This window comes from Kitasatospora sp. NPDC048286 (assembly GCF_043201735.1).
Taxonomy (GTDB): Bacteria; Actinomycetota; Actinomycetes; order Streptomycetales; family Streptomycetaceae; genus Kitasatospora.
Genome location: NZ_JBICZE010000010.1, coordinates 94,320 through 119,454, shown reverse-complemented (window position 1 = coordinate 119,454; position 25,135 = coordinate 94,320). Strand labels below are relative to the sequence as shown.

At 73.5% G+C, this 25,135-nt stretch carries 23 protein-coding genes; 12 read left to right on the top strand and 11 right to left on the bottom strand.

Annotated elements, in window-relative coordinates:
- From ACGF13_RS24280 to ACGF13_RS24250, 7 genes are all read right to left on the bottom strand, one after another.
- Window positions 1–492, bottom strand: a complete 492-nt coding sequence (locus tag ACGF13_RS24280; RefSeq protein WP_392878416.1) for a hypothetical protein — start codon at window positions 490–492, stop codon at window positions 1–3.
- Window positions 493–620: 128 nt separating this feature from the next.
- Window positions 621–944, bottom strand: a complete 324-nt coding sequence (locus tag ACGF13_RS24275; protein ID WP_392878414.1) for a DMT family transporter — start codon at window positions 942–944, stop codon at window positions 621–623.
- Between the two features lies 1 nt (window position 945).
- Complete coding sequence (locus ACGF13_RS24270) at window positions 946–1,662, bottom strand: HAD family hydrolase (protein ID WP_392878412.1); 717 nt, start codon at window positions 1,660–1,662, stop codon at window positions 946–948.
- Between the two features lie 72 nt (window positions 1,663–1,734).
- Window positions 1,735–2,820: an ABC transporter ATP-binding protein gene (locus ACGF13_RS24265; RefSeq protein ID WP_392878410.1), complete on the bottom strand. Its 1,086-nt coding sequence runs from the start codon at window positions 2,818–2,820 to the stop codon at window positions 1,735–1,737.
- Window positions 2,821–2,843: 23 nt separating this feature from the next.
- Window positions 2,844–3,689, bottom strand: a complete 846-nt coding sequence (locus ACGF13_RS24260; protein ID WP_392878408.1) for an ABC transporter permease — start codon at window positions 3,687–3,689, stop codon at window positions 2,844–2,846.
- Window positions 3,677–4,657 (bottom strand): ABC transporter permease, encoded by a 981-nt coding sequence (locus ACGF13_RS24255; protein ID WP_392878406.1) that lies wholly within the window; start codon window positions 4,655–4,657, stop codon window positions 3,677–3,679. Before ACGF13_RS24255 ends, ACGF13_RS24260 begins: the two co-directional genes overlap by 13 nt.
- 43 nt (window positions 4,658–4,700) lie before the next feature.
- Window positions 4,701–5,870 carry an ABC transporter substrate-binding protein gene (locus ACGF13_RS24250; RefSeq protein ID WP_392878404.1) on the bottom strand — a complete coding sequence of 390 codons (1,170 nt, stop codon included), beginning with the start codon at window positions 5,868–5,870 and terminating at the stop codon, window positions 4,701–4,703.
- Window positions 5,871–6,211: 341 nt separating this feature from the next.
- Between ACGF13_RS24250 and ACGF13_RS24245 the strand changes: the two genes are divergently transcribed.
- Entirely contained in the window at window positions 6,212–7,078 is an 867-nt protein-coding gene (locus ACGF13_RS24245; RefSeq protein WP_392878402.1) for a GntR family transcriptional regulator, read from the top strand.
- Window positions 7,079–7,147: 69 nt separating this feature from the next.
- Here the strand turns inward: ACGF13_RS24245 and ACGF13_RS24240 are convergent, their stop codons facing one another.
- The gene (locus tag ACGF13_RS24240) at window positions 7,148–8,731 is read right to left on the bottom strand and encodes a phosphonate degradation HD-domain oxygenase (protein WP_392878400.1); all 1,584 of its coding nucleotides are present in this window, start codon (window positions 8,729–8,731) and stop codon (window positions 7,148–7,150) included.
- Window positions 8,732–9,064: 333 nt separating this feature from the next.
- On the opposite strand from ACGF13_RS24240, the gene ACGF13_RS24235 reads away from it, so the two are divergent.
- Window positions 9,065–10,702: an APC family permease gene (locus ACGF13_RS24235; RefSeq protein ID WP_392878398.1), complete on the top strand. Its 1,638-nt coding sequence runs from the start codon at window positions 9,065–9,067 to the stop codon at window positions 10,700–10,702.
- A gap of 123 nt (window positions 10,703–10,825) precedes the next feature.
- Here the strand turns inward: ACGF13_RS24235 and ACGF13_RS24230 are convergent, their stop codons facing one another.
- Window positions 10,826–11,911, bottom strand: a complete 1,086-nt coding sequence (locus tag ACGF13_RS24230; RefSeq protein WP_392878396.1) for a pyridoxal-phosphate-dependent aminotransferase family protein — start codon at window positions 11,909–11,911, stop codon at window positions 10,826–10,828.
- A 93-nt stretch (window positions 11,912–12,004) separates the two neighbouring features.
- On the opposite strand from ACGF13_RS24230, the gene ACGF13_RS24225 reads away from it, so the two are divergent.
- The 7 genes from ACGF13_RS24225 to ACGF13_RS24195 all read left to right on the top strand — a co-directional run bounded on the left by ACGF13_RS24225 (window position 12,005) and on the right by ACGF13_RS24195 (window position 19,708).
- Window positions 12,005–13,096 (top strand): amidohydrolase family protein, encoded by a 1,092-nt coding sequence (locus tag ACGF13_RS24225; protein WP_392878394.1) that lies wholly within the window; start codon window positions 12,005–12,007, stop codon window positions 13,094–13,096.
- Between the two features lie 207 nt (window positions 13,097–13,303).
- On the top strand, window positions 13,304–13,981 hold the full coding sequence (locus ACGF13_RS24220; protein ID WP_392878392.1) for a uracil-DNA glycosylase: 678 nt from the start codon (window positions 13,304–13,306) through the stop codon (window positions 13,979–13,981).
- 154 nt (window positions 13,982–14,135) lie between these two features.
- On the top strand, window positions 14,136–15,191 hold the full coding sequence (locus ACGF13_RS24215; RefSeq protein WP_392878390.1) for an SCO1860 family LAETG-anchored protein: 1,056 nt from the start codon (window positions 14,136–14,138) through the stop codon (window positions 15,189–15,191).
- 223 nt (window positions 15,192–15,414) lie between these two features.
- Window positions 15,415–16,437 carry a glutamine synthetase gene (gene glnII / locus ACGF13_RS24210; RefSeq protein ID WP_392878388.1) on the top strand — a complete coding sequence of 341 codons (1,023 nt, stop codon included), beginning with the start codon at window positions 15,415–15,417 and terminating at the stop codon, window positions 16,435–16,437.
- 341 nt (window positions 16,438–16,778) lie between these two features.
- On the top strand, window positions 16,779–17,954 hold the full coding sequence (locus ACGF13_RS24205; protein ID WP_392878386.1) for an LLM class flavin-dependent oxidoreductase: 1,176 nt from the start codon (window positions 16,779–16,781) through the stop codon (window positions 17,952–17,954).
- Entirely contained in the window at window positions 17,951–18,544 is a 594-nt protein-coding gene (locus ACGF13_RS24200) for a hypothetical protein (RefSeq protein WP_392878384.1), read from the top strand. The genes ACGF13_RS24205 and ACGF13_RS24200 overlap by 4 nt, the downstream gene beginning before the upstream one ends.
- Window positions 18,545–18,640: 96 nt before the next feature.
- On the top strand, window positions 18,641–19,708 hold the full coding sequence (locus ACGF13_RS24195; RefSeq protein ID WP_392878382.1) for a cobalamin-independent methionine synthase II family protein: 1,068 nt from the start codon (window positions 18,641–18,643) through the stop codon (window positions 19,706–19,708).
- Between the two features lie 30 nt (window positions 19,709–19,738).
- Here the strand turns inward: ACGF13_RS24195 and cobC are convergent, their stop codons facing one another.
- Together cobC and ACGF13_RS24185 are read right to left on the bottom strand one after the other, a co-directional pair.
- Window positions 19,739–20,785, bottom strand: coding sequence for an Rv2231c family pyridoxal phosphate-dependent protein CobC (gene cobC, locus ACGF13_RS24190; RefSeq protein ID WP_392878380.1), 1,047 nt, complete (start codon window positions 20,783–20,785; stop codon window positions 19,739–19,741).
- Window positions 20,782–21,336, bottom strand: a complete 555-nt coding sequence (locus tag ACGF13_RS24185) for a cobalamin biosynthesis protein (protein ID WP_392878378.1) — start codon at window positions 21,334–21,336, stop codon at window positions 20,782–20,784. The genes cobC and ACGF13_RS24185 overlap by 4 nt, the downstream gene beginning before the upstream one ends.
- A 269-nt stretch (window positions 21,337–21,605) precedes the next feature.
- Between ACGF13_RS24185 and ACGF13_RS24180 the strand changes: the two genes are divergently transcribed.
- Genes ACGF13_RS24180 through ACGF13_RS24170 form a run of 3 tightly spaced genes read left to right on the top strand, consistent with a single transcriptional unit; the run spans window position 21,606 to window position 25,086 of the window.
- Entirely contained in the window at window positions 21,606–22,547 is a 942-nt protein-coding gene (locus tag ACGF13_RS24180; RefSeq protein WP_392878376.1) for an alkaline phosphatase family protein, read from the top strand.
- Window positions 22,548–22,552: 5 nt separating this feature from the next.
- A complete protein-coding gene (locus ACGF13_RS24175) occupies window positions 22,553–24,058 on the top strand; it encodes an MFS transporter (protein WP_392878374.1) in 1,506 nt (501 codons plus the stop codon).
- Window positions 24,055–25,086 (top strand): TolB family protein, encoded by a 1,032-nt coding sequence (locus ACGF13_RS24170; protein ID WP_392878372.1) that lies wholly within the window; start codon window positions 24,055–24,057, stop codon window positions 25,084–25,086. The genes ACGF13_RS24175 and ACGF13_RS24170 overlap by 4 nt, the downstream gene beginning before the upstream one ends.
- The last annotated feature ends 49 nt before the right edge of the window (window positions 25,087–25,135 follow it).

Genomic DNA, 25,135 nt, shown 5'->3' with positions numbered 1-25,135 from the left:
TCAGCGGCGCCAGAAGCCGCGCTTCTTCTGGCCGACGAGCTGCACCACGGCCGCCACGAACAACTCGGCGACGGGGGAGGGCCCGGAGCCGTGGTTGAGGTGGCTCTCGGCGGTCCACTCGCCGAGGACGGTGCCGGGGCTGCCGTCGAGGGGGCTGAGCGCGTGCTCGAGGGTCACGTAGCGTACGGCCCTGGCGCCCTTGGGCTGGACGGCGGCGACGAAGTGGGCCTCGGTGGCGCCGACCGGGGTGGGCAGGGTGACCAGCAGCATGTGGTGGCCGTCGACCGACAGGTGGCGGCAGTCGAGGCCGTGGCCGGGCAGGCGGTCCTCGGGCGACAGGGACGCGCCGAGGTCGTCCCAGATCTGGGTGACGACGGGCAGCAGGCTGCCGCCGTCCGGGGTCGGGGTGGCCACGCGCGGGCCGAACTCCAGCACCTGGCGGGCGAGCTCGCGGTGGACGAAGCGGTAGTGGTGGGGCCGGGGGTCCGTCATGGGGACACCGTAGCGAAGCCCTCGGGGCGGGAGGTCGGCGCGTCCGACTTCCCGCCCCGACAGGCGAGTTGAAAGGCTTGGGTGGAATTGACGGTCCGTCAGGAACCGTCAGTGGTGCTCGGGGACGGTCAGGAGTGGCCGCCCTTGAGGTTGAGCACCACCACCCCGACGATCACCAGCGCGATGCCCAGCCACTGGAGCCGCCCGAGCGACTCGCCGAAGGCGACCACGCCTATCCCGGCGACCGCCGCGGTGCCGGCCCCGGACCAGACCGCGTAGGCGACCGAGACCGGTATGTGCTTGAGCGCGCGGCCGAGCAGCAGGAAGGAGAGTGCGTAGCCGATGCCGACGCCGAGGCTCGGCCAGAGCCGGGTGAACCCCTCGGTGAGCTTGAGGCAGCTGGTGGCGCAGACCTCGCTGGCGATGGCGAGGGCGAGCAGGAGATAGGGCATGTCAGGGTCGAACCGCGCCGGCTCCGGCGAGCTTCCCGAGCAGGGCGAGGTCGGCCTGCTCCAGGCTGGCGAGCAGGGTGATCCGCTCGCCCTGCGGCATCGGCACCGCGGTGGACGGCACGGCGAGCACCGCGCAGCCGGCCGCGGTGGCGGAGGCGACCCCGGTCGGGGTGTCCTCGACGGCGAGGCAGTCGGCCGGGTCCAGGCCCAGCCGCTCGGCGGCGGCGAGGTACGGGTCGGGCGCGGGCTTGGTGCGCGCCGTCTCCCCGGCGGCCAGGGTGACGGCGAACCAGTCCCGGCCGATGGCGGACAGCACCAGGTCCACCACCCCGCGGGGGGAGGCGGAGACCAGCGCGGTGGGCACCCGGGCGTCGCGCAGCGCGGCCAGCAGGGCGAGCGCGCCGGGGCGCGGCACCGTCTCGGCGGCGACCTTGGCGGCGAAGGACTCGTCCAGCCGGGCGGCGAGTTCGGCCACGCCGAGGGCGGTGCCGCTGACCCTGTGCAGGTGGGCGGCGGTGTGCTCGACGGCCTGGCCGAGCACCTCGGGGGCGTCCTGGTCGGTGAGCGGGCGGTGCAGCTCGTCGGCGAGCTCGGCGGCGGCCTGCCACCACAGTTGCTCGGTGTCGACCAGGGTGCCGTCCATGTCGAACAGGACGGCGGCGGGCAGGGCGGGGGAATCGGCCAGGGCGGGGGATCCGGGCATGGCGGAGTCAGGCATGGCGGTACCTTCGGGTGGCTCTTCGGTGGTTCGGCGGTGCTCCGTCGGGCGGAGCGGGGAGGTACGAGGCTCTCAGGCCGCGCGGCGGTCCACCAGGACCGGGCGCTCCGGCAGGGTGAGCGCGGCCCGCGCACCGGCCGGCAGCGCGGCGGCGGCCTCGGTGGGCAGGTCGGCCTTGACCTCGGTGCCGTCGTCCAGGCGGACGGTGAGCCGGGTGACGGCGCCCAGGAAGGAGGCGGTGACCACCAGCGCGGGGCCGTCCTCGGCCGGGGTCAGGGTGACGTTCTCCGGGCGGACCAGCACCTGGAGCTCCCCGTCGGCCGGGATCTCGCCGTCCACCGCGTGGCGGCGGCCGAGCACCTCGACGCCGTCCGAGGTGCGGGTGCACGGGATGCGGCTCATGGTGCCGACGAACTCGGCGACGAAGGCGGTGGCCGGCCGGCCGTACAGCTCGGACGGGGTGGCGCACTGCTCCAGCTTCCCGGCGCGCAGCACCGCGACCCGGTCGGCCATCGACAGGGCCTCCTCCTGGTCGTGGGTGACGAACAGGGTGGTGATGCCCAGCTCCTGCTGGAGGCGGCGGATCTCCTCGCGCAGCTGGAGGCGGACCTTGGCGTCCAGCGCGGACAGCGGCTCGTCCAGCAGCAGGACGCGCGGCTGGAGGGCGAGCGCGCGGGCGAGCGCGATGCGCTGCTGCTGGCCGCCGGACATCTGGTGCGGGTAGTGGTCGGCGCGGTGCGGCAGGCCGACCAGCTCCAGCAGTTCCTGGGCCCGCTTGCGGCGCTCGGCCTTGCCGGTGCCGCGCATCCGCAGCCCGAAGGCGACGTTGTCCAGCGCGGTCAGGTGCGGGAAGAGGCTGTAGGACTGGAACACCATGCCCGCGTCGCGCTTGTGCGCGGGGATCGCGGTGATGTCCCGGCCGTCGACCAGCACCTCGCCGGAGTCGTGCTGCTCGAAGCCGGCGAGGATGCGCAGCGCGGTGGTCTTGCCGCAGCCGGACGGGCCGAGCAGGGCGAGCAGCTCGCCCGGGTGGACGGTCAGGTCCAGGCCGTCGAGGGCGGTGGTGGTGCCGAACGCGCGGCGCAGGGAGCGGAATTCGACGGTGGCGCTGCCGGGGGAGAGCGAGACGCCGTTGGCGATGGCGGTGGCCGTGGTCATGACTGGTGACTCCGGGGGGGGTTTCAGGAGGTGGCGGTCTTGGCGTGGCGCTCGCGCCCGGCGGTGGCCAGCAGGAGCAGCAGCAGCCAGGTGAGCAGCAGGCTCAGGATGGAGACCGCGACCGACATGTGGGCCTGGCTGTTGCCGACCGAGTAGATCCAGACAGGGAAGGGCTGGAAGCCGAGGATCGACGCGGTGGTGAACTCGCCGAGGACCAGGGCCAGGGTGAGGAAGGAGGCGTTCAGCAGGGCGCCGCGCAGGTTGGGCAGGACGACCGTGAACACCGCGCGCGGCCAGCTCGCGCCGCAGTTGCGGGCGGCCTCGACCAGCGTGCGCACGTCCATCGAGCGCAGGCCGGCGTCCAGGGCGCGGTAGGCGAGCGGCAGGGCCATCAGCACGTACGCGATGACCAGCACCAGCGGGAAGTCCGGGTCCTGGATGAACACGAAGGTCTGGAAGAACGGGGTGTCCATCAGGTAGTCCGGGCCCCAGCGGAGCACGCCGATCAGGCCGGCGGTCAGCGCGACCGGCGGGACGACCAGCGGCAGGGTGCAGAGCACGTCGATGACCGGGCGCAGCTTCGGCGAGCCGAGCCGCACGGAGATCAGCGCCGGGACGAGCAGGAGCAGCAGCACCACGACGGTGACCACGGCCAGGCCGAGGGTCAGCCAGAGGCTGTCCAGGAAGCCGGGGGCGGAGAGCAGCCCGGTGTAGGCCTCGAAGGAGATGCCCTTGGGGTCGTCGATGGAGAACCAGAAGGACGCCGCGAGCGGGACGACGAAGTAGACGCCGGCGAGCGCCAGCACGGCGCCGCGCCACCAGCGCACGGTGCGTCGGCCGGGGCGGGCGGGGGTGGTCAGCTGAGCCATCGGGCGCTCCGGCGCTGGAGGGGGAGGTACACGGCCATCACCAGGACGGCCACGACGATCATGTTGAGGCTGAGGGCGAGGGCGAGGTTGCCCTGGCCGACCAGCACGTTGCCGGAGAGCGCGTCCGCGATCGAGCGGCTGACCAGCGGGACGGTCGCGCCGACCATGGCGGCGGCCGTCGCGTAGGCGGCGAAGGCGCTGCCGAAGAGCAGCACGAAGCCGCCGAGCAGGGAGGGGGCCAGGATCGGCAGGGCGACGTGGATCCAGTACTGCAGGCCGGTGGCGCGGTTGTTCTGGGCGGCCTCGCGCCACTGGGTCCGCAGGCCGTCCAGGGCCGGGGTGATGGTGAGCACCATCAGCGGGATCAGGAAGTACAGGTACACGACCGTCAGGCCGGTGAAGGAGTACAGCGACCAGCCGTGGTCGGTGAGGTGCAGCAGCTTGGTGATCTCGCCGGCGTTGCCGAGGGTGGCGACGAAGGCGAAGGCGAGCGGCAGGCCGCCGAAGTTGGCGAGCACACCGGAGGCGGTGAGCACCGCCTGGCGCAGCCAGCCGCGCCGGGAGGTGACGACGGCCTGGGCGAGCGGCAGTCCGAGCGCGGTGGCGAGCAGCGCGGTCAGCGCGGAGAGCTTGAGGCTGCTCAGCATGGCCGTCTGGTAGCCGCCCTGGACGGAGGCCGTCAGGTTGTCGAAGGTGAACTGCCCCGCACCGGTCTCCGCGTCGCTGGAGGTGGTGAACGCGCCGATCACGATGGCGACGGTGGGAAGTCCGAAGCCGATCAGGAAGAACAGCAGCAGCGGCACGGCGGCCAGCCAGGACGCTCCGCCGAGGCGGGCGAGCGGCCGGCGCCGCGGGGCGGGGGCGGTGATGGTGGGGGAGGACGTCGTGGCGGTGGCGGACGCCCCCGCGCCGCCACCGGGGGAGGTGGCGGCGGGGGTGGTCGGCACCGGGGTGGGAGCCGTGGTCATGAGTGCCTTTTCTCAGCCCGAATTACGGTACGTGGCCGGGGTGTCAGCCCGCGATGGCCTTGGTCCAGTTCTCGGTGACGATCTTCTTGGCCGCGTTGATCTGGTCGACGGTCGGGAAGGTGGTGAACGGCTTCTCGACCGTCGGCAGCTTGGCGGCCGCGGCGGCGTCCAGGGTGCCGTCCTTCTTCAGGGCCTCGAAGGTCGACGGGGTGGCGTAGCCGCCGAGGAAGAGGTTCTGGCCCTCGGCGCTGAACAGGTACTCCTGCCACAGGCGGGCGGCCGCCGGGTGCGGGGCCCACTTGTTGACGGCCTGGTTGTAGAACTGGGCGTAGGAGCCGTCGACCGGGATGGAGACCTTCCAGTCGACGCCCTTGTCCTTGAACTCGTCGGTGTAGCCGGCGTTCAGGTAGGACCAGTCGATCGAGATCGGGGTCTCGCCCTTCTCGATGGTGGCCGGGGTCGACTCGACCGGGTTGAAGTTGCCGGACTGCTTCAGCTTGCCGAAGAAGTCGATGCCGGGCTGGATGTTGTCCAGCGAGCCGCCGTTGGCGAGCGCGGCCGCGTAGACGCCGCCGAAGGCGGAGCCGGACTTGGTCGGGTTGCCGTTGAGGGCGACCTGGCCCTTGTACTCCGGCTTGAGCAGGTCGGCGAAGGTCGTCGGGCAGACGGCGATCTTCTTGGCGTCGCAGCCGATGGAGACGTAGCCGCCGTAGTCGTTGACGGCGGCGCCGTTCGCGTCCTTCATGGTGTCCGGCACCTTGTCGAAGGTGGACACCTTGTAGGGGGCGAGGATGCCGTCCTTGACCGCCTGGAGGGCGAAGGCGCTGCCCAGGTCGACCACGTCGGGGGCGCGGTCCTGGCCCTTGCGGGAGTTGATCGCGTTGATCTCGTCCTGGCTGGAGCCGTCCGGGTTCTCCTCCTCGACCTCGAGGCCGTACTTGGCCTTGAAGCTGTCGATGATCTTGCCGTAGTTGGCCCAGTCCCGGGGCAGCGTGATGACGTGGAGCTTGCCCTCCTTCTTGGCGGCGGCGACCAGGCCGTCCATGCCGCCGAAGTCGGCGACCGAGGTGGCCGTCTTGGCGTCCTTGGCACCGCCCTTGGCGGCGTCGCCGGACTTGGCGCTCGAACCGGCGGAGCCGCAGGCGGTGAGGGAGAGCGCGGCGGCGGTCAGTACGGCCGCGAAGGCGGCGGCGCGGGCGCGGTGCACGGTCACGGGGAAGTCTCCTGTTAAGGGGGCGTACTGCGAGGGGCGTTCGCGGGGGGTTCCGCGGGCTTGCGTCTCGCGAAGGGCGGCGGACCGGCCGGGTGGGCGATCGATCGACGTCGTCCGAGTTGACTAGCCAACTTCGCTGACAGCAGTAAGTACGCCGGAGCCCGGTGACGGGAAGGTGAACGGACGGGCCAGAACCGGGGTCGGCTGCGGGAACGGTGGAATCCGGCCATCGGAGCGTGAACCGTTCGGTGCGATGCTTCGAAGGCGCAGCGGGATAAGGTCGGGCTGTCCGCGCCGGTACGGCTGCGCAGGACACCGCCCCAGGAGGGACATTGACTGACGTGGCAACTGAGCCCCAGCGCCCCGAGACCGAGGGGCACCCGGCCGCCGGGGACCACTCGGCCGGCGGGGAGCGCTCGGCTGCCGGGGGGCGCCCGACCGCCGGCGAGCCCCCGGCCGAGCGCCCCGGCGCGCTGTACCGGAAGGTGGCCGCCGACCTGCGCGAGGCGATCACCACCGGCGCGTTCGGCGAGGCCGGCCGGCTGCCCGCCGAGGGCGCGCTGGCCGAGCAGTACGGCGTCTCCCGCGGCACCGTCCGCCAGGCGCTCGCCGTGCTGCGCTCCGACGGACTGGTCACCTCCCGCCGCGGCACCCGCCGGGTGGTCCTCGGCGGCGCCCGGGTGCAGAGCTTCTCCGAACTGCTCAGCTTCACGCACTGGGCGTACTCGATGGGCGAGGAGCCCGGCGGCATCCTGGACTCGCTGGTGCGCCGCCCGGCCGACGCCGCCGAGCGCGAGCAACTGCGGCTGGAGCCGGGCGCCGAGGTGTACGTCATCGTCCGGCTGCGGACGCTCTCCGGCACGCCCGTGATGGTCGAGCGCACCGTCTACCCGCCGCGGGTCGGCGAGATCGTCGCCGAACTGCCGCCGGACGTGGTCTCGCACACCGAAGTGCTGCGCGAGCACGGCATCCTGTTCACCGACGCCGACCACACCATCGACGTCGTCCCGGCCAACGCCGAGGACGCCCGGCTGCTCGGCTGCCGCCGGGGCGGCCCGCTGCTGCGCGAGCGGCGCCGCACGACCGACCCGACGGGCACGCCGGTGGAGTGGTCCCAGGACCGCTACCTGCCCGGGACGGTGGCGTTCAGCGTGCACAACTCCCTGGCCACGTCGGCGCTTTCGCGGCACGCGCGGGAGCTGGACTGAGCTCCTCGCGCGTGCCGCGCGGGTGTCTCGGCGGGCGGAGGTCGTGGCGACCTCGGCGTCCGGGCGTCCTCACCGCATGAGCGCGGCGAGCAGCGGGCGGTAGTGCTCGAAGCCCGGCGTCGGGGCGCCGGCCACCTTCGCCTGCTCGTCCCAGCGCCGCACCGCCACCGCGTCCCGGGCGCCCGGGAGTTCGGCGAAGGCGGCGGCCTGGCGCTCGTCCATCGGGCCGCCCTGCACGCTCAGCGTGTACTCGGAGGCCTCGGAGAGCTGCTCCCGGTAGCCGGGCTCGACCGCGCACAGGTAGCGCTTGGCGGCCACGTGCAGCCGGACCGGCTCGGTGACCTCCGGGCCGAACCAGCGGGCCAGCCAGTCGGCCCCGGAGTCGCTGTGCCGGTTGTCCTGACCCTCCATCAGGTCCCGCCCGTGCAGGGCACCGTGGAAGTGTCCGATGTCGTGCAGCAGCGCGGCGGCGACCAGGTGCTCCGGCGCCCCGGCGGCCTCGGCGGCAGCGGCGGCCTGGAGCATGTGCTCGGCCATGGTGACCTCCTCGCCCAGGTACTCCCCGGCGCCCTCGCCCGCGAACAGCGCGGCGATCGCGTCCAGCGCGGCGGCGCGGCGGTGCAGCACGGCGAGGGTGCTGTTCAGCGAGTCGAGGTCGGCGTAGCAGCCCTGGAGGTGGCGGTGGCCGTCCTGCTGGAAGGCCGTCCGGGCGTGCATCAGACGGGTGTTGTCGAAGACCAGGCAGTCGCCGGGGCCGAGGCGGAAGGTCAGCTGGAGCTCGGGGCGCAGGGTGATCGCGGCGAAGCGGCGGTAGGCGGCGTAGAAGGCGTCCAGGTCCTTCGGGTCGTCGGCCCGGACGGTGCCGATCGAGCGGTTGTTGAACCTGACCTCGCGGATCCGGCCCCGCGGGTCCACGCCGATCAGCGGGCGGTCGGCGCGCAGTTCGGTGCGGCGGTCGCGGAAGACGAACGGGACGGGCGTGCGGGTGAGGACCTCGAACGCGTCCGGCGCCTCCTCCCGGAGGATCGCCGCGGCCTTGAAGCCGTCCACCAGTCCGGAGTCGCCGCCGGTCGCCGAGTTCTCCAGGCAGTGCAGCAGCTGGAGGGTGGGCACCGGGTCCCGGTACGGGTTGTCGGTGTGTGGGGCGATGGCGACGCTGGTGAAGGCCAGGTTGTTGGGGTCCGGCTCGACCCGGACGTCGAACAGCTCCCCGTAGTTGGTGACCCGGACGTACCCGAAGCTCTCCGCCACCCGCAGCACCTGCCGCTCGACGGCCGGCACCCCGCGCAGCACGGCGAAGCCGCTGTCCCGTACGGCGGCCAGCACCGCGGCCTGCTCGGCCGGGTCGGCCAGGTAGTCCTCCCAGCGCGCCCGCGGGATGCCGGGCGCGAAGTCCGCCGCCGTCCAGAGCCGCTTGCCCCGCTCGGTGCGCCCGTCGCCCTCGTCGGCCCGGTCCAGCCACTCCAGCGGGTAGCGGGAGCGGTGCCCGTCCGACCAGAGCACCTCCAGGTGCCCGTCGGCCTCGGTGCTCCCGGCGACGGCGAGGCCCTCGGGCAGGTCGTCGATCTGGAACAGCTTCTGCCCGTTGCGCGGGTCCCGGCACTCGGCGCACGGGCAGTTGTCGCGCAGCCAGTACGGCGGCAGTTCGGTCATCGGTCTTCTCCTCGGCGCACTACGGCTGTCGTGTCGGGGCAGTCGTGTCGGGGGTCTGGTCGCGTGAAGTTGTATAGCCAACTTCACGCCCTGTCCGGGAGCCTGCCTGCCTCCGGTGAGGTCCACGTGCCGGGCAGGTGAACGATGCGGGAACTGTGCCGGAGGTCGGCGCGGCGAGCATGTCGCCAGGTGCGTCGGCAGGTGCGGTGGCGGGTGGTCCGGCGAGTGGTTCCGGAGGGCTGTTCGAGTGAGGGGTGCGGGGCGCGGGGCGTTTCGGGGCGGGCGGGTGGGGACTGTCGGAGGAATTCCTCCTGCTTCGAGAGGCGATCGGCCATGGCCCATTCCTCCTCCAACCCGCCCGGCTCGGGGCACACCGCACTGCGGCGTGAGGTCGGCGTCATCGGACTGCTCTGGGCCTCGGTCGGGGCGATCATCGGCTCCGGCTGGCTGTTCGGGGCGCAGAAGGCGGCGGTGGCGGCCGGGCCCGCGGCGCTGCTGTCCTGGGGCATCGGCGCGGTCGCGATCGTCCTGCTGGCGATGGTGCACGCCGAGCTGGGCGGGCTGTTCCCGGTGGCGGGCGGTACGGCGCGCTACCCGCACTACGCCTTCGGCGGGTTCGCCGGGATGTCCTTCGGCTGGTTCACCTGGCTCCAGGCCTCCACCATCGCACCGATCGAGGTGCAGGCGATGATCAACTACGCCCAGCACTGGAGCTGGGCGGACGGCCTGCTGAACAAGAACCTGACGCTGACCGGCTGGGGGTTCGTCGTCGCGGCCGTCCTGCTCGGGGTCTTCGTCGCGGTCAACTTCCTCGGCGTGCGGCTGCTCGCCCACACCAACAGCGCGGCCACCGTCTGGAAGGTCGCCATCCCGGTGCTGACCATCTTCGCGCTCGGCATCAGCGAGTTCCACGGCTCCAACTTCGACGTCCACGGCTTCGCGCCGGACGGTGCCAAGGGCGTGCTCACGGCGATCAGCAGCAGCGGGGTGATCTTCGCGCTGCTCGGCTTCGAGCAGGCCATCCAGTGGGCGGGGGAGAGCCGCAACCCGCGCCGGGACATCCCGCGCGCGGTGCTCGGCTCGGTGGTGATCGGCACGGTCGTCTACGTGATGCTCCAGGTGGTGTTCATCGGCGCGCTGCCGCCGGAGACCTTCGCCCACGGCTGGAGCACGCTCGACTACCCCGGGATCAGCGGACCGTTCGCCGGCCTGGCGACCCTGATCGGGCTGGGCTGGCTGGCCACCGTGCTGTTCATCGACGCGGTCATCTCGCCGGCCGGCACCGGGCTCGTCTACATCACCTCCAGCTCCCGGGTCACCTACGGCCTGAGCCGCAACGGCTACGCGCCGCAGGTGCTGCAGTCCACCGACAAGCGCGCGGTGCCCTGGCTCGGCCTGCTGATCGCCTGGGTGGCCGGGGTGGTCTGCTTCCTGCCCTTCCCGAGCTGGCAGCGGCTGGTCGGGTTCATCACCTCGGCGGTGGTGCTGATGTACGCGGGCGCTCCGCTGGCCTTCGGGGTGCTGCGCAAGCGGCTGCCCGAGATGGAGCGCTCGTACCACCTGCCCGGCGGCGCGGTGGTCTCGCCGCTGGCCTTCGTGGTGGCCGGCCTGGTCATCTACTGGTCCGGCTGGGACACCCTGTGGCGCCTCGGTCTGGCGATCGTGATCGGCTACGTGCTGCTCGGCGGGTACTCCTGGTACGCGCGCTCGAAGGGGCTGCCGAACGCGCCCCGGATGGACTTCCGGGCCGGTCAGTGGCTGCCGGTCTACCTGGTCGGCATGGGCCTGATCTCCTGGCAGGGCACCTTCGGCGTGGGCTCGCGGGGGAACCTGCCGCTGTGGTGGGACATCGTCGTGGTGGTGGTGTTCTCGCTGGTCGTCTACTACTGGGCGCTGGCGATCGCGCTGCCGGCGGAGGAGATCGAGCGGAACATCCGGGGCGTCGAGGTGGTGGACACCAACGGGCACTGAGGTCCGCGAGAGGCGGCCGCGGGCACCGGAGCGCGCGGGCACCGAGGCACACGGGCACCGGAGCGCGCGACAGACGGCCGAGGCCCCCGGAGGACGTCCTCCGGGGGCCTCGGCCGTACCGGGTCAGGCCCGGACGGTCACGTTCCAGGCGGCCTCGGCGGCGGCCAGGGCGGGCGCCGGGTCGGCGTCCGTCGCGTCCGCGAGGGCCGACAGGCAGGCCCGGACGGTGTCCAGGGCGGCCGCCTGCCCGTAGTGGTTGACCCGCAGCATCGAGCCGGCCAGCGCGCCGCCGCCCGGCTGGACGGGCAGGGCCGGGTCGAGGCGGGCGGCGAGGGCCGTCGCGTCGACGCCGTCCTGGGTGCGCAGGGTGGTGGCGACCGGGGCCGCGTGGGCGTCCTCGACGACGTACGGGGCCAGCGTGCCGAGCGCGCGGACGCCGGCCCGGGTGGCGGCGGAGGCGGCGCGGTGGCGGGCGATCACGGCGGGCAGGCCGTCGGCGGCGATCCGGTCCAGGCAGGCGCCGAGCGCGAGCATCTCCAGCTGGGCCGGGGCGTGCGGCAGGACGGCGCGGCCGGCGTCCGTCCAGCGCTCCTTCCAGTCGAGCAGCGACAGGTAGGAGCGGCGCGGGGCGGCCGGGTTGGCGGCGATCCGCTCCCAGGCGCGCTCGGAGACGGACACGGCGGAGACCCCGGCCGGGCCGCCCATCGCCTTCTGGCCGCCGATGACGCACAGGTCGACGCCCCACTCGTCGGTGAGCAGCGGCTCGGCGGCGACGGAGGCCACCGCGTCGAGCATCAGCAGCGCGCCGTGCTCGCGGACCACGGCGCCGATCCCGGCGACCGGGTTGGTGTTGCCGGTGGCGGCCTCGGCGTGCACCAGGGAGACGAAGTCGATCTCCGGGTGGGCCTCCAGGGCCGCGGCCACCTGCTCGGCGCTCACCGCGCTGTCGAAGGGCACGGCCAGGTCGACGACCTTCGCGCCGCAGGAGCGCAGCCAGTTGCCGAAGGTCTGCCCGTACGGGCCGGTGACGATGTTGAGGGCGGTCGAGCCGGGGTGCGCGGCGCCGCGGATCGCGGCCTCCAGGGGGAGGAGCGCCTCGCCCTGGGTGACGATCACGTCGGCCTCGGTGTGCAGCAGCGCGGCCACCTGGTCCTCGATCGCCGCGAACCCGGCGGCGCTGAGCGGGGGCAGGTCGAGGAAGGGGCTCACGTCTTTTTCGCCTTTCGCGGGGGTGGGGTGCGGAAACGAGTCTGCCGCATCATGACTGCTTACACGGAACCCGCCCGTCGGTAGAGTGCGGCCATGAGTGATGGCGCGGTGCTGCACGTGCGGGGTCGGGTGCTGGTCGGCCCCGAGGACGTCCGGGACGAACTCTGGGTGGTGGACGGCCGGGTGAGCCTCACCCGCCCGCCGACCGCCGAGGACGTGCGGACGGTGACCGGCTGGGTGCTGCCCGGCCTGGTGGACGCGCACTGCCACGTCGGGCTGGACGCGCACGGCGCGGTGGACGCCGAGACCAGCGAGAAGCAGGCGCTCACCGACCGGGACGCCGGTACCCTGCTGATCCGCGACGCCGGCTCGGCCGCCGACACCCGGTGGATCGACGAGCGCGAGGACCTGCCCCGGATCATCCGGGCCGGCCGGCACATCGCCCGCACCCGCCGCTACATCCGCAACTACGCGCACGAGATCGAGCCCGGCGACCTGGCCGCCTACGTCCGGGCCGAGGCCCGCCGCGGGGACGGCTGGGTGAAGCTGGTCGGCGACTGGATCGACCGCGAGCGCGGCGACCTCGCCGCCTGCTGGCCCGGCGACGCGCTGGCCGAGGCGATCGCGGCGGCGCACCAGGAGGGCGCCCGGGTCACCGCGCACTGCTTCTCCGCCGAGTCGCTGCCGGACCTGCTGGCGGCCGGGATCGACTGCGTCGAGCACGCCACCGGGCTGACCGAGGAGCTGATCCCGGTCTTCGCCGAGCGCGGGGTGGCGATCGTGCCGACCCTGGTCAACATCGCCACCTTCCCGGGCCTCGCGGCCGGCGGCGAGGCCAAGTTCCCGGCCTGGGCGGCGCACATGCGGCGGCTGCACGAGCGCCGGTACGACACCGTCGGCGCCGCGCACGACGCGGGCATCCCGGTGTTCGTCGGGACGGACGCGGGCGGCTCGCTGGCGCACGGGCTGGTCGCGGACGAGGTGGCGGAGCTGGTGAAGGCGGGGCTGAGCCCGGCCGAGGCGCTGTCGGCGGCGAGCTGGGGCGCGCGCGAGTGGCTGGGGCGGCCCGGGCTGGAGGAGGGCGCGCCGGCGGACTTCGTGGTGTACGCGCAGGACCCGCGGGCGGACGTCCGGGTGCTCGCGGCCCCGCGGCTGGTGGTGCTGCGGGGACGGCCGGTCGGGTAGTCGCGCGAGGCTGCTGCGAGGGCCCGGCGGGACGGTCGTGCGGGCTGGTACGTACCGTTGCGCGGGCCCGTCCGTATCGTCGTGCGGGCCGGTCCGTACCGTCGTGCGGCCCGGTCCGGGCCGTCGCGCCGGCCTTCCAAGGCGGCCCTTCGATCGCATGATCATCCGCTGAAAGCCCTGTCGGTGTAGGCCGATAGGGTGGCGACCATGGCACCGCGTCCACTGAACGAGATCGTCGAGCCCGGCTGGGCCACCGCCCTGGAACCCGTCGCCGGACGGGTCGCCGAGATGGGCGACTTCCTGCGCGCCGAACTGGCCGCAGGCCGCACCTACCTGCCCTCCGGCCCGAACGTGCTGCGGGCCTTCCAGCAGCCCTTCGCCGACGTGCGGGTGCTGATCGTCGGGCAGGACCCGTACCCGACCCCCGGCCACGCCGTCGGGCTGAGCTTCTCGGTGGCGCCGGAGGTGCGGCCGATCCCGGCGAGCCTGATCAACATCTACCGGGAGTACGGCACCGACCTGGGGCTGCCGCAGCCCACCAACGGGGACCTCACCCCGTGGACGCGGCAGGGCGTGCTGCTGCTCAACCGGGTGCTCACCGTCCAGCCGCGCAAGAGCGGCCAGCACCGCGGCAAGGGCTGGGAGGCCGTCACCGAGCAGGCGATCCGGGCGCTGGTGGCGCGCGGCGGCCCGCTGGTGGCGATCCTCTGGGGGAGCGACGCCCGCAACCTGCGCCCGCTGCTGGGCAACGTCCCGTCGGTGGAGTCGGTCCACCCCAGCCCGATGTCGGCCGACCGCGGCTTCTTCGGCTCGCGGCCGTTCAGCCGGGCCAACGAGCTGCTGGTGCGGCAGGGGGCTCAGCCGGTGGACTGGCGGCTGCCGTAGCAGACCGGCCGTAGCGGACCGGCCCTAGCAGAGTCGAGTCAGCGCAGAACGCCAATCTCACTCCAACGAGTGAAATGACTTTCTGTGTTACTCATGTGACGGATTGTTCGAGAAGACTGGCGGCTCATCGTTTCATCTGTGTGGGGGTATCGCCATGTCTTCTCGCCGAATCGTTTCCGCCGCCGCGGCCACCGCCGTGGTGGCGAGCACGCTGCTCACCGCCGGGCCCGTCCGGGCGGCCGAGCCCGCCCCGTCGCCCGGCAAGGCGCGCGCCGTCACCGCCGAACTCGACCTGGACGTCAGCCTGTTGAACAAGGCCGTGGACATCCCGGTGAACATCGCGCTGAACAAGGTGGAGTCGCCGGCCCAGCGAGGGGGGTCCCCCCAGCCGGAGGCTGGGGGAGGGTCGGTCCTGACGGCCACCGTGGCCGGGGTCGACCAGGCAGGCCCGGTCGAGCTGGTCAAGGCCGACATCGGCAAGTCGGTGACCAGGGTCGACGCCAAGGGCGCCAGCGCCTCCGTCAAGCTGGTCAACGCCGACGTGCACGCCCCCGGCCTGCCCGTCACCGCGCTGCTCGGCCTGGAGGCGATGAGCGCCGAGGCGACCTGTCCAGTGGACGGGCAGCCCACCGCCGACGTGGTCGCGCCGGTCAGGCTCAGCGTGCTCGGCAAGCCGGTCACCGTCGGCCTCTACGGGCCGACCAAGGTGGACGTGCCGCTGATCGGCAGCGTCTCGGTGGAGTTCTCCAAGAAGACCGTGACGACGACCACCGCCGCCGCCTCCGCGCTGGAGGTGCAGGTGGAGGTGAACCCGCTCAACCTGAACGTCGCCAAGGTCACCGGGAAGGTCACCGTCGCCTCGGTGAGCTGCGAGAAGCCCTCCTCGCCGGCGGCCGGCCAGGCCACTCCGTCCGGCCAGGCCACTCCGTCCGGCCAGACCACTCCGGCCGTACCCTCCGGCCAGGCCACCGGCGGCGGCGCGTCCACCGGCGCGCCCGCCGCCCAGCCGGTCGCCGACACCACCGCCTCCCGCACCGCCGTCCCGCAGGCCGCGGTCGAGAAGACGGAGAAGGCGGAGAGGCTGGCCGCCACCGGCGGCAGCAGCGCCACCGGCCCGCTCGCCGCGGGGGCCGCCGCCCTGGTCGCGGGCGGGGCGGCCGCGCTGTGGGCCACCCGGCGCCGCCGCGCCGCGCACGCCCGCCGTCACTGACGACGGCGGTCGCCCACGACCGCATCCGTCGTCACCGACCACGCAGGTGCCGTCACCGACGGCACCCGGAACGGCGGGAGTGCCGCCCGCGGCACTCCCGCACCGTGACGGTGTCAATGCGGACGGTTGGTTCACATGCGCGTTACACGAGAGGAACAACCGGGAAACGGCGGCTTGCAACGCTACGCGGGCACCCACCACCCAGCAATGCGAGGGACACGACGTGGCAATCAAGGCCGAGTACATCTGGATCGACGGCACCAAGCCGACCGCGAAGCTCCGTTCCAAGACTCGCGTCCTGCCCAACGCCGACAAGATCCCCACCTGGGGCTTCGACGGTTCCTCGACCAGCCAGGCCGAGGGCCACGCCTCGGACCGCGTGCTGGACCCGGTGCGCGTGACGCCGGACCCGATCCGCGGCGGCGACCACATCCTGGTCCTCTGCGAGGTCCTGGAGACGGACGGCACCCCGCACGTCTCCAACACCCGCGCCCTGCTGCGCGAGGTCGCCGAGAAGTACGCCGCGCAGGAGTCGATCTTCGGCATCGAGCAGGAGTACACCTTCTTCAAGGGCTCCCGCCCGCTCGGCTTCCCGGAGGGTGGCTACCCGGCCCCGCAGGGCGGCTACTACTGCGGCGTCGGCGCCGAGGAGGTCTTCGGCCGCGAGATCGTCGAGCTGCACCTGGACCGCTGCATCGACGCCGGCCTGGCCATCTGCGGCATCAACGCCGAGGTCATGCCCGGCCAGTGGGAGTTCCAGATCGGCCCGGTCGACGCGCTGACTGCCTCGGACGACATGTGGATCGCCCGCTACCTGCTCTACCGCACCGCCGAGGAGTTCGGCATCGACGCCACCCTGGACGCCAAGCCGGCCCGCGGTGACTGGAACGGCGCGGGTGCCCACACCAACTTCTCCACCAAGGCGATGCGTGAGGGCTACGACGCCATCATCACCGCCTGCGAGTCGCTCGGCGCCTCCCAGGAGAAGGTGCTGGAGCACGTCAACCAGTACGGTGACGACATCCAGTCCCGCCTCACCGGCAAGCACGAGACCGCCCCGTGGAACGTCTACAGCTACGGCGTCTCCGACCGCGGCGCCTCGGTGCGCATCCCGTGGCAGGTCGAGGTGGACAAGAAGGGCTACATCGAGGACCGCCGCCCGAACGCGAACGTCGACCCCTACGTCGTCACCCGCCTCCTGATCAACACCTGCTGCGAGGCCCTGGAGAAGGCCGGCCAGGTCTGATCCACCCGCCCCACCCGGGCACCCGCACCACACCCCGCAGGCCCCCTCCCGGTGCAGGAGGGGGCCTGCGGGCGTTCCGTCGCGTGCGTGGCCCTCGGGACGGGTGGTGGTGCCGGGGGCGGACGGTGGGCCTTGATCGGGTGGTGGTGCCGGGGGCGGACGGTGGGCCTTGATCGGGTGGGGGAGTTCGCGGAGAATCGGGCCGTGACTGCTTCGGACCGGCCCCTCCTCGTGCGCAGGCTGCACGTGGATCTGGGGCGGGTGTGGGCGGACGGGTGTCGTGGTCGGTGGGTTCCGTCAACCGACCTCAGGCAGTACCGGCCCCAGGAGTGTGTCCGTCCATGGCTCTCACCTTCCACTGGTTCCTCCCCACCAACGGCGACAGTCGGCTGATCGTCGGCGGCGGGCACGGCTCCACGCCCGGCGCGGCCGGGTCGGACCGGCCGCCGAGCATCGGCTACCTCGGCCAGATCGCCCGCAGCGCCGAGCAGTTGGGCTTCGAGGGGGTGCTGACGCCGACCGGGGCCTGGTGCGAGGACGCCTGGCTGACCACCGCGATGCTGAGCCAGGTGACCGAGCGGCTGAAGTACCTGGTGGCCTTCCGGCCCGGGCAGATCAGCCCGACGCTGGCCGCGCAGATGGCCGCGACCTACCAACGGCACACCGGCGGGCGGCTGTTGCTCAACGTGGTGACCGGCGGGGAGTCCGCCGAGCAGCGTGCCTACGGGGACTTCCTGGACAAGGACGCCCGGTACGCCAGGACCGGGGAGTTCCTGGACGTCACCCGGCGGCTCTGGGCGGGGGAGACGGTCGACCACCACGGCCCCCACCTGCGGGTCGAGGCGGCGCGGCTGAACCGGCTGCCGGACCCGGTGCCGGCGGTGTACTTCGGCGGCTCCTCCCCGGCCGCCGGCGAGGTCGCGGCCCGGTCCGCGGACGTCTACCTGACCTGGGGCGAACCGCCCACCCAGGTCCGCGAGAAGATCCGCTGGATCCGCGAACTGGCCGCCGCCCGCGGCCGGACCGTCCGGTTCGGCATCCGGCTGCACGTGATCACCCGGGACACCGCCGCGCAGGCCTGGGCGGAGACCGAACGGCTGCTCGCCGCGATGGACCCGCGCCGGGTGCGGGAGACCCAACGGGCGCTCGCCGAGAGCGAGTCGGAGGGGCAGCGGCGGATGCTCGCGCTGCACGGCGGCTCGGCGCAGCGGCTGGAGGTGCACCCCGGTCTGTGGGCCGGCATCGGGCTGCTGCGCGGCGGCGCGGGGACGGCGCTGGTGGGCAGCCATCGCGAGGTCGCGGACCTGATCTGCGAGTACCACGGCCTGGGTATCGACGAGTTCGTGCTGAGCGGGATGCCGCACCTGGAGGAGGCGTACTGGTTCGGTGAGGGCGTGCTCCCGCTGCTCGCCGCCCGCAACCTCTGGAGCCGCCCGCGACTCCTGGTGCGGGAACCCGATCGTGACCGGCAAATCGCTGGTCAAGCGCCCCTGCCGGATCGAGAATTCATGGCATGACCCAGCAGCCCCTGCTCCTCCTCGACGTGGACGGACCGCTCAACCCCTATGCCGCGCCGAAGCGGAGGCCCGAGGGCTACGCCACCCACCGCCTGCGCCCCTCCTGGTGGGTGGCGAAGCAGGAGTACCTGGCGGCGGTCCAGGCCCGGCAGGCGACGCGCGCCAAGCACGCCAAGCCGCCGGCCGTCCGGGTCAAGCCGCTGCGGGTCTGGCTCAACCCCTCGCACGGCGAGGAGCTGCTGGCGCTGCCGTACGAACTGGTGTGGGCCACCGGGTGGATGGGTGAGGCGAACACCCACATAGGCCCGCACATCGGCCTGCCCGAACTCCCGTACATCCGCTGGTCCGACCTGTTCGGTACGGATCCGGGCGGGCTGCACTGGAAGACCAGGGACGTGGTCGCCTGGGCCGCCGGGCGCCCGTTCGTCTGGGTGGACGACGAGCTCGGCCCGCAGGACGAGGAGTGGATCGCCGCCCACCACCCGGGTCCGGCGCTCGCCCTGCACGTCAACCCCCGGATCGGCCTGCTGGCCGACGACTTCGCCAGGCTGCGGGAGTGGGCGGAGGGTCGCGCTGTTCCGGGGGCGTGAACCATGGGGGGTGGGGCGCGCGGGGCGTGAATGATCCGGTGAAGTGCGCCGTGCGCCCCGTTGTGCACGTCGCGCCGCGCTTTCTAACGTCCCATCATGACCATTTCCACGGAGCCCATCGGCAGCATCCCGCGGCCGAACACCCTGCTGAACGCCCTGGCCGAGTACGCCGAAGGGCGCCTGTCCGAAGCCGACCTGAAGAAGCTGCAGGACGAGGCCACCGCCGACACCCTGGCCAGGCTGGCGGAACTCGGCTGCCCCGTCCTGGTGGACGGCGAGCAGGCGAAGCCGAGCTTCGTCACGTACCCCCTCACCGGGCTGACCGCCCTCGACGGGAACGGCGCCGTCATCCCCTTCGCCGACGGGCACACCCGGCAGCTGCCGCGGCTGACCGCCGGGCCCTTCCGGTACCGGGTCCGCGCCGAGAGCTACCTGCGCGAGGCCCTCCGCCACACCTCGCAGCCCGTCAAGCAGGCCGTCATCGCGCCCTCGGCGCTCAGTCTGCTCTACCCGGCCGACGGCATCGACGGCTACTCGCGCGAGGACTTCCTGAAGGACCTGGCCGACGAGGCCGAGGCCGACATCAGGGGCTGCCTGGACGCGGGCGCCCACGTCGTCCAACTCGACTTCACCGAGGGGCGGTTGTCGCTCAAGCTGGACCCGTCGGGCGGTCTGCTGGACGACTTCGTGGCCCTCAACAACCGGGTGCTCGACCGGTTCACCGAGGAGGAGCGGGCCCGCCTCGGCGTGCACACCTGCCCGGGCGGGGACCAGGACTCCACCCACAGCCTGGACGTCGACTACGCCGAGCTGCTGCCGAAGCTCTTCCGGCTGAAGGTCGGCAACTTCTACGTGCAGCTGGCGAGCGAGGCCGATCCCGACCGCGTTCTCGCCGTCATCGCGGAGCAACTCCGCCCCGGGATCCGGGTGTTCGTCGGGGTGACCGACCCGATCGACCCCAGGGTGGAGACCCCGGAGGAGGTGCGCGACCGCGTGCTGGCCGCGGCCCGGCACATCCCGGTCGACCAGCTCGGCACCACCGACGACTGCGGGTTCTCGCCGTTCGCCGACGACACCTCCACCGCGCGTGAGACCGCCTTCGCCAAGATCGCGGCGCGGGTGCGGGGCACCGCCCTGGCGGCGGAGGCGCTCGGGCTCCGGTAGGGGTTCCTGTTCGGCCGTCCCCTCTGGCGGTCAGGCCGAACGGAGCACGGCCTCAAGGGCGTTGAGGAAGCGGTCGGTGGTCGCCTCGTCCCGGACGGCGATCCGCAGCCACTCCTCGCCCAGCCCCGGGAAGGTGTCCCCGCGCCGGACGGCGAAACCGTGCTCGCGCAGCCGCTGCCGGACGGCGGCCGCCTCCGGCAGTCGCACCAGGACGAAGGAGGCGGCCGGTTCGCCGTACAGCCGCACCGAGCGGAAGGCGGCCAGGCCCTTCACCAAGTGGTCGCGCCGGAGCGCCAGTTCGGCCGCCGCCCGGTCCGCCTCGGCGAGCGCCGCCGGGCCGCTGCACACCTCGGCGGCGGCCAGCGCCGGGGTGGACACCGGCCAGAGCGGCTGGGCGGCGGCGAGGTCGGCGATCAGTGGCGCGGGCCCGAGCACATAGCCGATCCGCAGTCCGGCCAGGCCCCAGGTCTTGGTGAGGCTGCGCAGCACGACGACCCGGCCGGGCAGGTCCCGGACGGAGGCGAGGGACTCCCGCTCGCCCGGGACGGTGTCCATGAACGCCTCGTCCACCACCAGGGTGCGCCCCGGCCGGGCCAGCGCGGCGACGGCCTCGGCGGGGTGCAGTACGGAGGTCGGGTTGGTCGGGTTGCCGAGAACGACCAGGTCCGCCTCCTCGGGGACGGTGCCCAGCCGGAAACCGTCCTCGGGGGAGAGCAGCACCCGGTGCACCCGGTGTCCGGCGTCCCGTAGCGCCGCCTCCGGCTCGGTGAACTGCGGGTGGACCACGGTGATGTGACTTGGCGTCAGAGTTCTGGCCAGCAGGACGAAGGCCTCCGCGGCCCCCGCGGTGAGCAGCACCTCCTCGACCGGGCGGGCGTGCCGGGCGGCCACCGCGGTGCGCGCGCTGCTCTGGTCGGGGTAGGCGGCGAGGTCGCCGAGGGTGGCCGCGAGGTGCTCGCGCAGCCAGGTCGGGGGAGTGCCGGTGCGGACGTTGACGGCGAGGTCGACCAGGCCGAGCCCGTCGGCGCGCACCTCGGCGTCGCCGTGGTGGCGCAGGTCGGGTTCGGGGGTGGTCACGGGGGGTCTCCTTGCGGGGTGGTGCCGGTGGTGCGGGTGGGGCTCGTCGTGCGGGGTGGCGCGGGGTGGGGCTCGTACGGGCCGGGAGGTGCGGCGGGCGGCGTGACGGGCGGTGCGACCTGCGCGACCGGCGCGGCGGGCCCGTCCGGTGCCGCGGCCCGGGCGATCGCGACCGTGGCCCGTGCCGACTTCCGCTTGGTGACCAGGAGCCGGCCGCCCGGAGCGCTCGCCAGCGCCGCCGCCTCGGCCACGCTCGCGGTGCCGACGGCCGTACCGACCGTGGCGGAGGGGTTCGGCACCGGCACGCCCGCCAGGGCCTCGGGCGGGTGCTCGTCCACCGGCACCCCGCCGAGGCGGTCGGCTGTCCAGCGCACCGCCGGGTGGTCCGCCCTGCCCGTCACGGTCGCCAGCCGGGCCACCGCGGAGCGGTCCAGCCCGGCCTCCCGGAGGGTGTCCGTCAACAGTCGCAGCACCTCGGTCCGCTCGGCGCCGCTGCTCGCGCCGATCCCGACCACCAGGGTGCGCGGGACGACGGCGACCGGTCCGCTCACGTGCCGCACCCCTTCGTCCCGAACTCCGGTGATCCCACCACGCCCGGCCGGAACGGGTCAATCGTGGCGGGTGTGACGTCGGACGCCAGGTCCGGCGCTGTGCCGGGCGCCGTGCCCGACGCCGTGCCTGCCGCCGCCGGTCCGCCCCGGGGCCGCCGCGCGGCAGCTGTTCGTCTGTTCTTCACTTGTGTTGTGGGGTACACGACACTGCGGCGCTCGTACTGTTCTCGGCGCTCCCGCCCGGGAAGCCCCGACCTCCGGAGGACCTCATGGCCTTCGCACGACTGCGCACCCCCGGAACTCCCGTCCCCGGCGTCCCCGGCGCCCTCCCGCGCCCCCTCCGCCGCCGCCCGCTCACCGCGCTGGCCGCCGGCCTCGGCCTGGTCGCCGGCTCGCTCGGCCTGTGGGCCGCCGGCGGCAGTGCGGCCGCCGACGCCGCCGCCGGGCTGCCCGCGCCGGACCACGTGGTCGTCGTCGTGCTGGAGAACCACGCCTACACGCAGGTGATCGGCAGCTCCAAGGCCCCGTACATCAACAACACCCTGGTGGCCGGCGGCGCGACGCTGACCAACTCCTACGCGCTCACCCACCCCAGCCAGCCCAACTACTACATGCTGTTCTCCGGCAGTTCCCAGGGCATCGTGGACGACGGCTGCGTGGACGTCGGCGCCCTGCGGGAGCCCAACCTCGCCTCCGAGCTGATCGGCGCCGGCCAGACCTGGGCCAGCTACAACGAGGGCCTGCCCGCCCCCGGCGCCACCGACTGCAGCAGCGGCGACTACGCCCAGAAGCACAACCCGTGGTTCGGCTTCGGCAACGTGCCCACCTCCAGCGCGTACGGCATGGACGCCTTCCCGAGCGACTACAGCACCCTACCGAAGGTCTCCTTCGTCGTCCCGGACCTCTGCGACGACATGCACGACTGCTCCGTCGGCACCGGCGACTCCTGGCTCCGGACCAACCTCGACGGGTACGCGCAGTGGGCGAAGAGCCACAACAGCCTGCTGCTGCTCACCTTCGACGAGGACGACAAGCTGTCCGGCAACCGCATCCCGACCCTGGTCTACGGCGCCCACGTCGCACCCGGCAGCAGCACCGCCACCACCTACAACCACTACGACGTGCTGCACACCCTGGAGGACCTGGCCGGGGTCAACGCCCACGCGGGCAACTCCGCCGGCGCCGCCGACATCACCGGAATCTGGAACTGACGCCCGTGTACGTCGCGGACTCCCGCAGCTCGAAGGCCCCCGGCGGGCCGGCCACGCAGGCCGCGCCGGCCGCCTCCGCCTCCCCGGCCGCCTCCCCGGCCGCCGGCCCGGTGCGGCGGGGTACCGGCCTGCGCGCCGTGCCCGGGGCGGTCATCGCCCTCGGCACGGTCAGCCTGGTCACCGACATCTCCTCCGAGATGGTCACCGCCGTCCTCCCCCTCTACCTGCTCACCGGCCTCGGCCTCTCCCCGCTCGGCTTCGGCCTGCTCGACGGCATCCAGAACGGCTTCAGCGCCCTCGTCCGGCTGGTCGGCGGCCACCTCTCCGACCGCCGCGGCCGCGACGGCGCCGCCCGCCACAAGGCCGTCGCCGCCGTCGGGTACGGGCTGTCCGCGCTGTGCCGGCCCCTGCTGCTGTTCGTCCACACCGTGCCGCTGATCGGCGCCGTGATCGCCGTCGACCGCACCGGCAAGGGTCTGCGCACCGCGCCGCGGGACGCGATGATCTCACTCGCCACCGAACCGGCGCACCGTGGCCGGGCGTTCGGCGTGCACCGGGCGATGGACACGGCCGGCGCCCTGCTCGGCCCGCTCACCGCCTTCCTGGTGCTGCGGCTGGCCGGCGGGCCGCTGCTCGCCGACGGCGGGGAGCGGCACGGCTACGACGCGGTGTTCACCGTCAGCTCGTGCGTCGCGGCGCTCGGCGTGCTGATCCTGCTGCTGTTCGTGCCGAACCGGCAGCGGGGTGACGACTTGTCGACTTCCACACCCTCGCTGCGCGCCGGCCTCGCCCTGCTGCGGCTGCCGGGGCTGCGCAGGCTGACGTTCTGCGCCGTCCTGCTCGGCCTCACCACCGTCAGCGACTCCTTCCTCTACCTGCTCGTCCAGCGCCGCCTCGACCTGCCCGTCTCCCTGTTCCCGCTGCTGCCGCTGGGTACCGCCGCCGCCTTCCTGCTGCTCGCCGTCCCGCTCGGCGCGCTCGCCGACCGGATCGGCCGCCACCGGCTCTTCCTGGCCGGGCACGGGGTGCTGCTGCTCGCGTACGGGCTGCTGCTCTCGCCGCTGCGCGGGCTGCCGGCGGTGCTCTGCGTACTGGTGCTGCACGGCACCTTCTACGCGGCCACCGACGGCGTGCTCGCCGCCGCGGCCGCCGACGCGGTACCCGCCGAGCAGCGCGGTGCCGGGCTCGCCCTGGTCGGCACCGGGCAGGCGCTGGCCCGGTTCGCCTGCTCGCTGCTGTTCGGCGCGCTGTGGGGCGCCGTCGGCGGCCCGGCCGCGCTGGGCTGGTCGGCGGGGGCGCTGGCGCTGTGCGTGCTCGGCGCGGCGGCGGTGCTGTGCCCGTCCGGCGCCGTGGCCCCGGGCCCGTCCGGCGCCGTGGATCAGGGCCCGTCCGGACCGGTGGCCCCGGGCCCGTCCGGACCGGGCGGCGGCGAGCCCGAATCCGTCGGCGGGCAGCCCGAGCCCGCCGTCGCCGCGAAGCCGTCGGAGACGACCCAGGAGGAGACCCGATGAACCTGCGGAACCGGACCAGGGTGATCATCCTGCTGGTCGCCGTCGTCCTGCTCGGCGCGGTCGGCACCGGGGCCGTCCTGAACGCCGCCGGCCGCACCGCCCGCCGGGACCAGGCCCAGCCCGGTGGGCCGTCCGTCGAGTCGGGGCCGGTGTCACTACAGGTGCAGAGCGGCGGACGACAGCTGTTGTTCCGCAACATGGCCTGGGGCCCGCACCGGGACGAGATCACCACCGTCGCCGCCGACCACCCGGACGGACCGCGCACCGCCTCCGGCGTCCAGTGCCTGCGCTTCCACGCCGCCGCCGGCACCGGAATCTGCCTCCAGGCACAGCGCGGCGCGCTGGAGGACAGCTACCGCGCCGTCGTCCTGGACGACCACCTGCGCGAGCTCCGCTCGTTCCCGGCGGCCGGCATCCCCACCCGCTCCCGGGTCTCGCCGTCCGGGCACCTCGCCGCGTGGACGGTCTTCGTCAGCGGCGACTCGTACGCGGGCAGCGACTTCTCCACCCGCACCTCGATCGTGGACGTCCGGGACTGGAACCTGCGGGAGAACCTGGAGGACTTCGCCGTCGTCCTGGACGGCCACCCGTACCAGGCGCACGACGTCAACATCTGGGGCGTCACCTTCGCCGACGACAACACCTTCTACGCCACCCTCGCCAGCGCCGGGCGGACCCACCTCGTCCGCGGCGACCTCGCCGCCCGCACCCTCACCGCCCTGCACGACAACGTCGAGTGCCCCTCGCTCTCCCCGGACGGCACCCGCGTCGCGTACAAGAAGCGCGTCCCCGGCCTGCCCGCCGACTCCCCGTGGCGGCTGTACGTGCTCGACCTCGCCACGATGACCGAGACCGCCACCGCCGAGCAGCGCAACATCGACGACCAGGCGCTCTGGTCCGGCGACGGCACTCTGGTCTACGCGCTGCCCGGCGACTACGGTGCCGATCTGTGGACCGTCCCGGCGGACGGTTCGGGCAGCGCGCAGCCGGTCACCAAGGCCGCGGTCGCCCCCGCCTACCTGGGCTGAGGAACTCTCGGCTACGGTCCCACGTCGAGCAGAGTGTGACGTCCCTGAT